The 12,502-nt window shown below is 67.9% G+C and carries 12 protein-coding genes; 5 read left to right on the plus strand and 7 right to left on the minus strand.

From position 1 onward, the window contains the following. A complete protein-coding gene (gene hemW, locus WU80_RS07595) occupies positions 1–1,173 on the minus strand; it encodes a radical SAM family heme chaperone HemW (RefSeq protein ID WP_055402557.1) in 1,173 nt (390 codons plus the stop codon). Positions 1,174–1,388: 215 nt separating this feature from the next. Between hemW and WU80_RS26640 the strand changes: the two genes are divergently transcribed. The 3 genes from WU80_RS26640 (at position 1,389) to WU80_RS07605 (ending at position 3,963) form a co-directional block, all read left to right on the plus strand. Then, positions 1,389–1,445 carry an Ms4527A family Cys-rich leader peptide gene (locus tag WU80_RS26640; protein ID WP_368072687.1) on the plus strand — a complete coding sequence of 19 codons (57 nt, stop codon included), beginning with the start codon at positions 1,389–1,391 and terminating at the stop codon, positions 1,443–1,445. 110 nt (positions 1,446–1,555) lie between these two features. Further along, entirely contained in the window at positions 1,556–3,223 is a 1,668-nt protein-coding gene (locus tag WU80_RS07600; RefSeq protein ID WP_055402559.1) for a nitrite/sulfite reductase, read from the plus strand. Then, complete coding sequence (locus tag WU80_RS07605; RefSeq protein WP_055402560.1) at positions 3,220–3,963, plus strand: phosphoadenylyl-sulfate reductase; 744 nt, start codon at positions 3,220–3,222, stop codon at positions 3,961–3,963. The genes WU80_RS07600 and WU80_RS07605 overlap by 4 nt, the downstream gene beginning before the upstream one ends. 14 nt (positions 3,964–3,977) lie before the next feature. Here WU80_RS07605 and WU80_RS07610 read toward each other — a convergent pair whose 3' ends face one another. The 5 genes from WU80_RS07610 to WU80_RS07630 form a co-directional block, all read right to left on the minus strand. Beyond that, on the minus strand, positions 3,978–5,057 hold the full coding sequence (locus WU80_RS07610) for a sulfate/molybdate ABC transporter ATP-binding protein (protein ID WP_055402563.1): 1,080 nt from the start codon (positions 5,055–5,057) through the stop codon (positions 3,978–3,980). A 21-nt stretch (positions 5,058–5,078) separates the two neighbouring features. After that, entirely contained in the window at positions 5,079–5,891 is an 813-nt protein-coding gene (gene cysW / locus WU80_RS07615; RefSeq protein ID WP_055402565.1) for a sulfate ABC transporter permease subunit CysW, read from the minus strand. Then, positions 5,888–6,772 carry a sulfate ABC transporter permease subunit CysT gene (gene cysT / locus WU80_RS07620; RefSeq protein ID WP_055402567.1) on the minus strand — a complete coding sequence of 295 codons (885 nt, stop codon included), beginning with the start codon at positions 6,770–6,772 and terminating at the stop codon, positions 5,888–5,890. The genes cysW and cysT overlap by 4 nt, the downstream gene beginning before the upstream one ends. Then, positions 6,769–7,806: a sulfate ABC transporter substrate-binding protein gene (locus tag WU80_RS07625; protein ID WP_055402568.1), complete on the minus strand. Its 1,038-nt coding sequence runs from the start codon at positions 7,804–7,806 to the stop codon at positions 6,769–6,771. The genes cysT and WU80_RS07625 overlap by 4 nt, the downstream gene beginning before the upstream one ends. A gap of 317 nt (positions 7,807–8,123) precedes the next feature. Further along, on the minus strand, positions 8,124–8,318 hold the full coding sequence (locus tag WU80_RS07630; protein WP_055402571.1) for a hypothetical protein: 195 nt from the start codon (positions 8,316–8,318) through the stop codon (positions 8,124–8,126). A gap of 54 nt (positions 8,319–8,372) precedes the next feature. Between WU80_RS07630 and WU80_RS07635 the strand changes: the two genes are divergently transcribed. Together WU80_RS07635 and WU80_RS07640 are read left to right on the plus strand one after the other, a co-directional pair. After that, positions 8,373–9,608: an FAD-dependent oxidoreductase gene (locus tag WU80_RS07635; protein ID WP_055402573.1), complete on the plus strand. Its 1,236-nt coding sequence runs from the start codon at positions 8,373–8,375 to the stop codon at positions 9,606–9,608. 65 nt (positions 9,609–9,673) lie between these two features. Then, positions 9,674–11,710 carry a glycoside hydrolase family 15 protein gene (locus tag WU80_RS07640; RefSeq protein WP_055402575.1) on the plus strand — a complete coding sequence of 679 codons (2,037 nt, stop codon included), beginning with the start codon at positions 9,674–9,676 and terminating at the stop codon, positions 11,708–11,710. Between the two features lie 33 nt (positions 11,711–11,743). On the opposite strand, the gene WU80_RS07645 is transcribed toward WU80_RS07640, so the two are convergent. Next, a complete protein-coding gene (locus tag WU80_RS07645) occupies positions 11,744–12,487 on the minus strand; it encodes a sensor domain-containing protein (RefSeq protein WP_055402577.1) in 744 nt (247 codons plus the stop codon). Between the last annotated feature and the right edge of the window lie 15 nt (positions 12,488–12,502).

A 12,502-nucleotide genomic window follows, 5' to 3' on the forward strand; every position in this document is an offset into this window, starting at 1 on the left:
CTATCCCAGGATGGTGCGCACCACCGCGTCGGCGAGCAGCCGCCCGCGCGGGGTGAGGACGAACCGCTCGGCGTCGAGCACCAACAATCCGTCGGCGACCGCGACGCCCGCGCGTTCGCGTTCGGCAGGACTCAGCACGTCGCCCGGAAGACCTTGGCGCAGCCGGGTTTTCAACAGCACTTCTTCGGTGTGCAGCGCGTCGGCGTCCAGCCGCTCGAATCCCCCCACCGGCAAAGCGGTTTCGGACAACGCTTGCGCATAGGCGTTGGGATGCTTGACGTTCCACCATCGAATGGCCCCGATATGACCATGGGCTCCCGGGCCCGCGCCCCACCACTGGCCGCCGTCCCAGTAGCCGAGGTTGTGCCGGCACTCACCGCCGGGTCGGGCCCAGTTGGACACCTCGTACCACGTCATCCCGGCCTCCGACAGCCGGGCGTCGACCAGCTCGTAGCGGTGCGCCAACACGTCGTCGTCGGGCGCCGCCAGTTCCCCGCGGCGGACCCGGCGGGCCAGGGCGGTGCCTTCCTCGACGACCAGCGCGTACGCGGATACGTGATCGACGCCGGTGGCTATCGCCGTGTCCACCGAGCGCAGCAGGTCGGAGTCCGATTCCCCCGGAGTTCCATAGATCAGATCGAGGCTGACGTGCTCGAAGCCCGCCGCCAACGCTTCGCGGGCGGCCGCCGCCGACCGGTTCGGGGTGTGAATGCGGTCGAGGACCCCGAGCACCGTCGGGGACACCGACTGCATGCCCAGCGACACCCGCGTGTAGCCGGCCGCGCGGATGGCGTCGAAGAAGTCCGGCCAGGCCGATTCCGGGTTGGCCTCGGTGGTGATCTCGGCGTCCGGGTCCAGCGCGAAGTGTTCCCGCACCATGTCCAGCACCGACGCCACCCTCGCGCCGCCCAGCAGCGACGGCGTCCCGCCCCCGACGAACACGGTGTTCACCGTCGGCCCGGAAAGCCGCTCCGCCGCCAACTTCAATTCCGTTCGCAGCGCCGCCAGCCACGCGTCGGGGTTCACACCGCCCAACTCCGCCGGGGTATAGGTGTTGAAATCGCAATAGCCGCAACGCGTTATGCAGAACGGGACATGGATGTAGATCCCGAACGGCCGTCCGGGTACTCCCCGCAGGTCGGGCAACTCGACCGCTTGCTCGCGAAGTGCCATGCCAAATGATCCCACGGTGGGCGGGCCCGCGGCCCGGCCGGCGAGCCCGTCCCAAAACCGCGCGGCGTTTCCTGGGTTTTCTCACCGGAGCGACCAGCTTAATCCGGGAATTACGCTCACCGTGAGCGGATATTTGACCTGGTGGCATCGCCGCCCGCAGGGCATGGCACAATGGTGGCGTGACCGTCGCTCAGCCCAGCCCTCGCATTGCGCTCGTGGCGCGGCGGCACATTGATCTCAAGCGTGTTTGCAGCTGTTGCTGTCTCCCTTGATGTCGTAGACCCGCCCCACCTGTACGTCCAGCTGGCATCGGATCTGCGCCGCCGATACCACCGGTGAGCTGCGTTTCTATGCCTGCGATGTCGAGAAGGAGACCTGCTCAATGACCACAGTCCGCCCCGCCAAGCCTCGCAACGAGGGCCAGTGGGCGCTGGGGGATCGGGAGCCACTCAACCCCAACGAAGAGATGAAGCACGCCGGCGCCCCGCTCGAGGTGCGCGAACGCATCGAGAACGTCTACGCCAACCAGGGCTTCGACAGCATCGACAAGAGCGACCTGCGCGGGCGATTCCGCTGGTGGGGGCTCTACACCCAGCGCGAACAGGGCTACGACGGCACCTTCACCGGTGACGAGAACGCCGACCTGCTGGAAGCCAAGTACTTCATGATGCGGGTGCGTTGCGACGGCGGCGCGCTGTCGGCCGCCGCGCTGCGCACCGTCGGCCAGATCTCGACCGAGTTCGGCCGCGACACCGCCGACATCTCCGACCGCCAGAACGTGCAGATGCACTGGATCGAGGTCGAAAACGTCCCCGAGATCTGGCGTCGACTCACCGAGGTCGGCCTGCAGACCGCCGAGGCCTGCGGCGACTGCCCCCGCGTCATCCTGGGTTCCCCGCTGGCCGGCGAATCGCTGGACGAGGTGCTCGACCCCACCTGGGCCATCGACGAGATCGTGCGCCGCTACATCGGCAAACCGGACTTCGCCGACCTCCCACGCAAGTACAAGACCGCCATTTCGGGTCTGCAGGACGTCGCGCACGAGATCAACGACATCGCCTTCATCGGCGTCAACCATCCCGAGCACGGGCCCGGCCTGGACCTGTGGGTCGGCGGCGGCCTGTCCACCAACCCGATGCTGGCCCAGCGGGTCGGCGCCTGGGTGCCGCTGGACGAGGTGCCCGAGGTCTGGGAGGCCGTGACGTCGATCTTCCGCGACTACGGCTACCGGCGACTGCGGTCCAAGGCCCGGCTGAAGTTCCTGATCAAGGACTGGGGCATCGAGAAGTTCCGTCAGGTTCTCGAAACCGAGTACCTCAAGCGGCCGCTGATCGATGGACCGGCCCCCGAGCCGCTCAAGCATCCGATCGACCACATCGGGGTGCAGCGGCTCAAGAACGGGCTCAACGCGGTCGGGGCGGCTCCGATCGCCGGCCGGGTCTCGGGCACGATCCTGTCGGCGGTGGCCGACCTGATGGACGGGGCCGGTTCGGACCGCGTCCGGTTCACCCCGTACCAGAAGCTGGTCATCCTCGACATCCCCGACGACAAACTCGACGATGTGCTCGCCGGGCTGGAGGCGCTCGGGCTGCAGACCAGGCCCTCGGCTTGGCGGCGAAACCTGATGGCCTGCACGGGGATCGAATACTGCAAGTTGTCCTTCGCCGAAACGCGGGGCAAGGCGCAGGTCCTGGTGCCCGAACTGGAGCGCCGGCTCGAGGACATCAACGCCGAGCTCGACGTGCCGATCACGGTCAACATCAACGGTTGTCCGAACTCTTGCGCGCGAATACAAGTGGCGGACATCGGCTTCAAGGGTCAAATGGTCGACGACGGCCATGGGGGCTCGGTCGAGGGCTTCCAGGTGCACCTGGGTGGCAGCCTCGGGCTGGACAGCGGCTTCGGCCGGAAGCTGCGCCAGCACAAAGTCACCAGCGACGAGCTGGGCGACTACATCGAGCGGGTGGTACGGAGCTTCATCAAACACCGCAGTGCGGGAGAACGGTTCGCGCAGTGGGCGATTCGGGCGGATGAGGACGATCTGAGATGAGTGAACAAGCAACGAAACTGACCGAAGCCGAACTGCGCGACCTGGCGGCGCGCGGCGCCGCCGAGCTGCAGGGCGCCAGCGCCATCGAGGTCTTGCGCTGGACCGATGCGACCTTCGGTGGAGTCAACGGGCCCCGCGGCTGGGCCACCTGCAACTACGTGCTGACCTCCAGCATGCAGGAGGCCGTGCTGATCGATCTGGCTTCCAAGGTACGGCCGGGCGTGCCGGTGGTCTTCCTGGACACCGGCTACCACTTCGCCGAAACCATCGGGACCCGCGACGCGGTCGAGTCGGTGTACGACATCCACGTGCTCAACATCACGCCCGAGCAGACGGTCGCCGAGCAGGACCAGTTGCTCGGCAAGAACCTGTTCTCCCGCGACCCGGGCGAGTGCTGCCGGCTGCGCAAGGTCGTGCCCCTGCGGCGAGCGCTGAGCGGATATTCCGCCTGGGTAACCGGGCTGCGCCGCAGCGAAGCGGCGACGCGCGCCAACACCCCGGTGATCGGCTTCGACGAGGGTTTCAAGCTGGTGAAGATCAACCCGCTGGCGACGTGGACCGACGAAGACATGCAGAACTACATCGACGAGCACGAGGTACTCGTCAATCCCCTTGTCTACGACGGGTATCCGTCGATCGGCTGCGCTCCCTGCACGGCCAAGCCGATCGCGGGCGCCGACCCGCGCAGTGGCCGCTGGCAGGGGCTGGCGAAGACCGAGTGCGGGTTGCACGCTTCCTAACTTCAAGCGGTGCGTCAGGCCGAGGTCAGCGTGGTTTCGTCTTCGCCGGCGGGGCGGGCGGCGGTCGTCTCTTCGGCGAGCGACGGCTTGCGGGTGGCGCGCACATAGACCGTGTCGCCGTCGCGTAGGGCCAGCGCCTCGGCGTCACCACGGGTGATCTGCGCGGTGAAGCGGCCCCCGGTGGCGGCGCTGGTCAGTTCCACCCGGACCTCGAAGCCCAGCACGACCACGCGATCGACGGTGGCGCGCACGATCCCGATCGACTCCGCGGTGCCATCCCCGCCCGCGATGGCCATTTCGGGGTTGCGGCCCACCCGGATGTCATGCGGGCGAACGAGATTGCCGTTCAGGCTGGACACCTTCCCGAGAAACGACATCACGAAGGCGGTCGCCGGCGCGTCGTAGACCTCGCTGGGCGAGCCCACCTGCTCGATCCGACCCCGATTCAGCACCGCTATCCGGTCGGCGACGTCCAGCGCCTCTGCCTGGTCGTGGGTGACCAGCACGGTGGTGACATGCACCTCGTCGTGCAGGCGTCGCAGCCACGCCCGCAGGTCCTCACGCACCTTGGCGTCCAGCGCGCCGAACGGCTCGTCCAGCAGCAGCACCTCCGGGTCGACGGCCAGCGCCCGCGCGAGCGCCATCCGCTGGCGTTGCCCACCGGAGAGCTGATTCGGGTAGCGGGTCTGAAATCCGCTCAGCCCCACCACTTCCAGCAAGTTGTCGACCTTGGCCTTGACCTCCGCCTTAGGCCGCTTGCGGATCTTCAGCCCGTAGGCGACGTTGTCCCGAACGGTCATGTGTTTGAACGCGGCATAGTGCTGGAACACGAACCCGATGCCTCGGCGCTGCGGCGGGATCCGCGTGACGTCGCGACCGTTGATGGTGACCGTTCCGCTGTCGGGCTGGTCGAGCCCCGCGATGGTGCGCAGCAGGGTGGACTTGCCCGAGCCGCTGGGGCCCAACAGGGCGGTCAACGTCCCGGAGGGGACGACGAAGTCGACGTTGTCCAGTGCCACGAAGTCGCCATAGCGCTTGTTGGCATTGCGCACGACGATCGCGTGATCGACGGGCCGGCTGTCGTTTTCGGTCATCTATGCGTCTCCATGTCGGGACTATCTGGCCGCCCGTGCGCGGCGGAGATCGAGGATCACTTGGAAGATCAAGACCAATACGGCAACGCCCATCAACAACGTCGACAGCGCGTAGGCGCCGTACTCCACGCCGCGGTTGTACCGGTCGGAGACCAGCAACGTCAGCGTCTGCGACTTACCCGGAAGGTTCGACGACACGATGATGACGGCGCCGTATTCGCCGAGGGTGCGGGCGATGGTCAACACGATGCCGTAGGTCAGACCCCACCGGATGGATGGCAGGGTGATCCGCCAGAAGGTCTGCCACCAACCCGATCCCAGGGTTGCGGCCGCCTCTTCCTGGTCGGTGCCCAATTCGTGCAGAACCGGTTCCACCTCGCGCACCACGAACGGTAGCGTCACGAAGACGCTGGCGAGCACGATGCCGGGGAACCCGAAGATGATCTTGAACCCGAGGTCGCGTTCGACGAAGCCGAACGCACCGGCCGCCCCCCACAACAGGATGAGGGCGACGCCCACGACTACGGGCGACACCGCGAAGGGCAGGTCGATGACGGCCTGCAGCACGCCCTTGCCGCGGAACCGGTTGCGCGCCAACACCAACGCTGTGGGTATGCCGAACACCACGTTCAGCGGCACCACGATGGCGACGACCAACAGGGTCACGTTCAGCGCGGAGATGGCCGCGGGCGTGCTCACCCAGTCGAAGAACTGGCCGAAGCCGGGCCGGAATGTCCGCCACAGGATCAAGCTGACGGGGACGACCAGCAGCACGAAAATGTATGCGAGCGCGACGAATCGGATCAGATACCGAACTCTTGGGGACGAAGTCACGGAGCCAGCTCCTCACGCTTGGCCGCCCGCCCGCCGACGATGCGCAGGATGAACAGCACGACGAAGGATATCGACAGGAGCACGATGGAGATGGCGGCGGCGCCGGTGCGGTCGTCGTTCTCGATCAGCGTCCGTATCCACTGCGACGAGACTTCCGTCTTGCCGGGGACCGCGCCGCCGATCAGCACCACCGACCCGAACTCCCCGATCGCCCGCGAGAAGGCCAGGCCCGCACCGGACAACAGCGCCGGGGTCAGCGACGGCAACACGACGGAGGTGAAGATCTTCGGCCCGCTGGCCCCCAGCGACGCCGCCGCCTCTTCGGTTTCCCGATCGATCTCCAGCAGCACCGGCTGCACCGCCCGCACGACGAAGGGCAGCGTGACGAACGCCAGCGCCACCGCCACGCCCCAGGCCGTGTGCTGCAGATGCAGACCCACCGGGCTGTTGTTGCCGTAGAGGGCCAGCATCACCAGGCTGGCGACGATGGTGGGCAACGCGAAGGGCAGATCGATGATGGCGTCGACGAGGCGCTTGCCGACGAAGTCGTCGCGCACCAGCACCCAGGCGATCACCAGGCCGAAGACCAGGTTGAGCAGGGTGACCCCGGCCGAAATGGTCAGCGTCACCCGGAACGACTCCAACGCCGCGTTGGACGTGACCGCGAGCCAGAAGGCGTGCCACCCGCCCCCGGCGGCCTGCCAGGCGATGGCGGCCAGCGGCAGCAACACGATCACCGAAAGCCACAGCGTCGCCATGCCCACCCGCAGCGACGTGGTGCCCGAACGCCGCGCCCTCGCCGGGCGCCGCGGGACGTCACCGGACGGGGGCCCCAGCTCCGGCCGAATCGCCTGCGGGTCGGGGGTGATCGCGGCCGTCATCCGGTGGCCTGCGTATAGATCTTGGTGATGCTGCCGGTGCTCTTATCGAACAGTTGCGGGTCCACCGGCGTCCAACCGCCGAGATCGGCGATCGTCCACAGTTTCGCCGGCGCCGGGAACTGGTCGCGGAATTCGGCGGCGACGGCCGGATCGACGGGCCGAAAGCCGGCCTGCGCCCACACCTTCTGCGCCGCTGCCGTGTACTGGAAGTTCTTGAAGGCGACCGCGGCGTCCAGGTGCGGGCTGGTGGTCACCACCGCCACCGGGTTCTCGATCTTGAACGTCTGCGGTGGGTTGACGTGCTCGACCGGCTTGCCGGCGCGCTCGGTGGCGATCGCCTCGTTCTCGTAACTGATCAACACATCCCCGCTGCCCTGGACGAAAACATCGGTCGCTTCCCTTCCCGATCCGGGCCGCAGCTTGACGTGCTCGTGGACCAGCTTGCTGATGAAGTTGACGCCGGCCGCAGCGTTGGCGCCGCCCTCGCTCTTGACGGCGTACGGCGCCAACAGATTCCACTTGGCCGACCCCGAGCTCAGCGGGCTGGGGGTGATGACCTCCACGCCCGGGCGCAGCAGGTCGTCCCAGTCCCTGATGTTCTTCGGGTTGCCCTTACGCACCACCAGGGTCACCACCGAGCCGAACGGAATTCCCTTGGTGGCGTCCGTATTCCAGTCCTTGGAGACCTTGCCGGCCTTCACCAACCGGGTGATGTCCGGTTCGACCGAGAAGTTCACGACGTCGGCCGGCTTGCCGTCGACGACGCCGCGCGACTGGTCGCCGGAGGCGCCGTACGACGTGATCACCTGCACGCTCTTGCCCTCCTCGGCGGCATTGAACGCCGGGATCACCTTGCTCCAGCCGGGTTCGGGGACCGAATAGGCGACCAGGGTGATGCTGGTGTGCGCGTTGGTCGGGCCGCTCCCGCCTACGACGTCACTGGCCCCGCCGCTACATCCCGCGAGGAGGGCGACGACGAGTGCAAGCGCGGCGACCGGCCGCCAGCGCGGCGAGCCGGCGATGTCGTTGAGCATTCGGGCCTTCCGGTACGGGGACTTAGGAGATATCGATCCCGATGCTGCGGAAAGGCGCCATAACCGACGGGAGACTCACGAACCCCATACCAGACCGCACACGGGTTGCAGTCAGCGACAACAGTGCACGAAGACATGGCGCTTCACCGCACCCGATGTCACATGCATGGCGGGAAGCCTAACAGGAATCGTCCGGCCCGCCACCGCGCGAGGGGCCGAGCGGGCAACCCACGCTCAGTGCGTCAACCACCATGCGACGATCACCAGGACCACCAGCGCGACCAGAATCAACGTCACGTGTGACCGAGGCATGCGAATTACCCGGGCGCCGCGTCGGCGTGGCGGGCGCGGCGCATCAGGGCGATGCCCTTGCCGAGCAGGCCATCGAGCAGTCCCGCCGTGACGGCGGCCACCACCAGCACGACCGGCATCACCACCATGGCCTGCAGGACGAAAGCGAGCCCGGAAAGCCACAGCTCGTTGCCGTCCCACCAATTGAGGAATGCGGTCACGGGGCTCACCCTATTCGGCCCTGCAGCGGAAAACCAATGTGCCAAGATCGGCGCATGTCCGCCCCCTCGTCTACGCCCGAGGCAACGGCCTGCCTGATCGCCGGCGGTGGCCCGGCCGGCATGGTGCTGGGCCTGCTGCTGGCCCGCGCCGGCGTCGACGTCACGGTGATGGAAAAACACGCCGACTTCCTGCGCGACTTTCGCGGCGACACCGTGCACGCGAGCACGCTGCGCCTACTCGACGAGCTGGGGTTGGGCGCCCGGTTCGCGCAGATTCCCCATCGCCTGATCGACACGGTCCGCATGGAGATACAGAACCAACCGGTGGCGCTCGACCTGACCCGCCTTCCGGGCGCGCACAAACACATCGCCCTGGTGCCGCAATGGGACTTTTTGGAGCTGGTGGCCAGCGCGGCCGAGGCCGAGCCGAGCTTCAAGCTCCTGCGCAGCACCGAGGTGATCGGCGTGCTGCGGGACGGGGATCGCGTCGTCGGCGTCACCTATCGCGACCAGGCCGGCGAGGTCAAAACCATGCGCGCCGAGCTGACGGTGGCCTGCGACGGCCGCTCGTCCACGATCCGTTCGGCGATGGGCCTGCGACCGCACAGTTTCGGAGCGCCGATGGACGTGTGGTGGTTCCGGTTGCCCCGCCACCCCGACGATCCACCGGGGCTGGGCGGCGTGCTGCGGGCCGGACACGCGGTCATCGTGATCGATCGCGGCGATTACTTCCAGGTCGCCTACATCATCCCGAAGGGAACCGACGCGAGTCTGCGGGCCGAGGGCATCGAGGCGCTGCACCGGGTGCTGGTCGGCATGGTGCCCTGGCTGGGTGACCGCGTGCAGGCGCTGACGTCCTTTGATGACGTGAAACTGCTTGACGTGCAATTGAATCGGCTTCCCCGCTGGTATGCCGACGGCGTGCTGCTGATCGGTGACGCCGCACACGCGATGTCGCCGGTCGGCGGGATCGGAATCAACCTCGCGGTGGCCGACGCGGTGGCCGCCGCCCGCATCCTGGCCGGCGCGCTGCGCACGGGACGGGTGCCCACCTGGCGGCTGGCCCGGGTGCAGGCGCGCCGCTGGATGCCCACCGTGCTGCTGCAGGCCGCGCAACGGGGCATCCATGCCAACGTGATCGCCGCGGCGGTGGCCCGAAACGAGGACCGCGCGCCGGGGGCCGTGCGGCTGGTGAGCCGGTCCACACCGCTGCGGCGGCTGCTCGGCTACCTCGTCGCGATCGGGCCACTGCCGGAACACGCCCCGCGGTTCGCCCGACGCCGCGGGTGAGGAACAGTGACGCCACGTCGTCGAAAGAATGGACGCCGGGCCGCCCGACAGATGATGATGGCGGGATGGTCCTGCACGCCCAGCCCGACGACCAGCCCGCCGACGCCATGCCCGAGGAAGCGTTCGAGGCGGCGCCGGCGGCCATCGCGTCGCCCATCGACTTCAGCGCGCCGGCACCCCTGGCCTCCAGCGCGGCACTGCGGAACCCTTTTCCGCCGATCGCCGACTACGCCTTCCTGTCGGACTGGGAGACGACGTGCCTCATTTCCCCCGCCGGGTCCGTCGAATGGCTGTGCGTGCCGCGGCCGGACTCCCCCAGCGTCTTCGGCGCCATCCTGGACCGCAGCGCGGGTCATTTCCGGCTAGGCCCCTACGGCGTCTCGGTGCCCTCGGCGCGCCGCTACCTGCCCGGAAGCCTGATCATGGAGACCACGTGGCAGACCCACACCGGGTGGTTGATCGTGCGCGACGCGCTGGTCATGGGGCCGTGGCACGACATCGAGCGCCGATCGAGGACGCACCGCCGCACCCCGATGGACTGGGACGCCGAGCACATCCTGCTGCGCACCGTGCGCTGCGTGAGCGGCACCGTCGAGCTGATGATGAGCTGCGAACCCGCGTTCGACTACCACCGCGTGGGCGCCACCTGGGAATACTCGGCCAACGCGTACGGCGAGGCCGTCGCGCGGGCCACCAAACAGCCCGACGCCCACCCGACCATGCGGCTCACCAGCAACCTGCGGATCGGGTTGGAGGGCCGCGAGGCGCGGGCGCGCACCCGTATGAAGGAGGGCGACGACGTGTTCGTCGCCCTCAGCTGGACCAAGCACCCGGCGCCGCAGACCTACGAAGAGGCCGCCGACAAGATGTGGCAGACCACCGAGTGCTGGCGCCAATGGATCAACATCGGCAACTTCCCCGACCACCCGTGGCGCGCCTACCTGCAGCGCAGCGCGCTCACCCTGAAGGGGTTGACGTACTCGCCCACCGGCGCGCTGCTGGCGGCCAGCACCACATCGCTTCCGGAAACCCCTCAGGGCGAACGAAATTGGGACTACCGCTACGCGTGGGTGCGCGACTCCACCTTCGCGTTGTGGGGGCTCTACACGCTCGGGCTGGACCGTGAGGCCGACGACTTCTTCGCGTTCATCGCCGACGTGTCGGGGGCCAACAGCAACGAGCGTCACCCGCTGCAGGTGATGTACGGCGTGGGCGGCGAACGCAGCCTGGTCGAAGAGGAGCTGCATCACCTGTCCGGCTATGACCATGCCCGCCCGGTGCGCATCGGCAACGGCGCGTACGACCAGGTGCAGCACGACATCTGGGGCTCCATCCTCGACTCGTTCTACCTGCACGCCAAGTCGCGCGAGCAGGTCCCCGAGACCCTGTGGCCGGTGCTGAAGAAGCAGGTGGAAGAGGCGATCAAGCACTGGCGCGAGCCGGACCGGGGCATCTGGGAGGTCCGCGGCGAGCCGCAGCACTTCACCTCGTCGAAGGTGATGTGCTGGGTGGCGCTCGATCGCGGGGCCAAGCTGGCCGAGCGGCAGGGCGAGAAGAGCTACGCCCAGCAGTGGCGGGCCATCGCCGAGGAGATCAAGGAGGACATCCTGCAACACGGGGTGGACTCCCGCGGGGTGTTCACCCAGCGCTACGGCAGCGACGCGCTGGACGCCTCGCTGCTGCTGGTGGTGCTGACCCGCTTCCTGCCGCCGGACGACCCGCGGGTGCGCAACACCGTGCTGGCCATCGCCAACGAACTCACCTCCGAGGGCCTGGTGCTGCGCTACCGCGTGGAGGAGACCGACGACGGGCTGTCCGGCGAGGAGGGCACGTTCACGATCTGCTCGTTCTGGCTGGTGTCCGCCCTGGTGGAGATCGGCGAGGTGGCGCGCGCCAAGCGGTTGTGCGAGCGGCTGCTGTCGTACGCCAGCCCGCTGCACCTCTACGCCGAGGAGATCGAGCCGCGCACGGGCAGGCACCTGGGCAACTTCCCGCAGGCGTTCACCCACCTGGCCCTGATCAACGCGGTGGTGCACGTGATCCGCGCCGAGGAGGAGGCCGACGGCTCGGGGATGTTCCAGCCCGCCAACGCGCCGATGTAGCGGGTCGCGGCGCTAAGTGCAGCCGGCGCCGCGTCAGCTGCGGGCGCTGAGTTTGTCCATCAGCGCGTGGGTGAGGTCGATGGCGGTGGTGTTGATGTCGCCGTTGCCCTGATCCGCTGGACCATAAATGGGAATGAAGTCGACCGTCATCTCCACCACGTACGGCCCCTTGACGCCAAGCGCCCGGGCCGTGGGGATGGCATTCAAAACCGAGTGTTGGCCGGACCCCCTCGAAACCGTCGCCGCCACAACCGAATCCGCGACGCGCACGTCGGAGATGGCATCCAAACCGTAGACATCGACAGGCTTGACGGTCAGCGTGGTTCCGTCGCACTTCTGCCACTGCGCGGCGAACCTGGCGAATAGCGCGGCGGCGTCCGCGTCAGACCGCAACGCGACGACACCTTCCTCGACGCTGTCGATCTTCACCGAATCGCCTTTGTGTACCCACATTTCGGCGGCGGTTTGTTGTATCGGCGCCGGGGCATACGGGCCCCGCTGCATCCAATGGACGACGCCGATGCAGTCGGCGGGTTGCGCGTCATCCCATGCGTTTCCCAGTTTGTCGGCGCCCCCGAACTCCGAGTAATGCGGGTAGGGCTGGAACGGCTGGCTGAGCAGTTTCGCCAGCGCGGTGCCGTCGAACAAGGCCCGTTTGATGGCTGGCACGTGCCCCGCGTTCGGCGCCAGAACTGCTGTGCCGGAGGTGGTTTCGGTGCAGCCGCCGGCCAGCAGCACCGCGATCACAACGGCCGGAACGCGCCAGCGGTTCTTCACTTCGTCCCTGACCTT

The organism is Mycobacterium sp. UM_11, from assembly GCF_001414075.1.
Taxonomy (GTDB): domain Bacteria; phylum Actinomycetota; class Actinomycetes; order Mycobacteriales; family Mycobacteriaceae; genus Mycobacterium.

Coding starts and splice junctions, on each gene's coding strand:
- hemW (WP_055402557.1), bottom strand. CDS start 1,173: ATGGCACTTCGCGAGCAAGCGGTCGAGTTGCCCGACCTGCGGGGAGTA.
- WU80_RS07600 (WP_055402559.1), top strand. CDS start 1,556: ATGACCACAGTCCGCCCCGCCAAGCCTCGCAACGAGGGCCAGTGGGCG.
- WU80_RS07605 (WP_055402560.1), top strand. CDS start 3,220: ATGAGTGAACAAGCAACGAAACTGACCGAAGCCGAACTGCGCGACCTG.
- WU80_RS07610 (WP_055402563.1), bottom strand. CDS start 5,057: ATGACCGAAAACGACAGCCGGCCCGTCGATCACGCGATCGTCGTGCGC.
- cysT (WP_055402567.1), bottom strand. CDS start 6,772: ATGACGGCCGCGATCACCCCCGACCCGCAGGCGATTCGGCCGGAGCTG.
- WU80_RS07625 (WP_055402568.1), bottom strand. CDS start 7,806: ATGCTCAACGACATCGCCGGCTCGCCGCGCTGGCGGCCGGTCGCCGCG.
- WU80_RS07635 (WP_055402573.1), top strand. CDS start 8,373: ATGTCCGCCCCCTCGTCTACGCCCGAGGCAACGGCCTGCCTGATCGCC.
- WU80_RS07640 (WP_055402575.1), top strand. CDS start 9,674: ATGGTCCTGCACGCCCAGCCCGACGACCAGCCCGCCGACGCCATGCCC.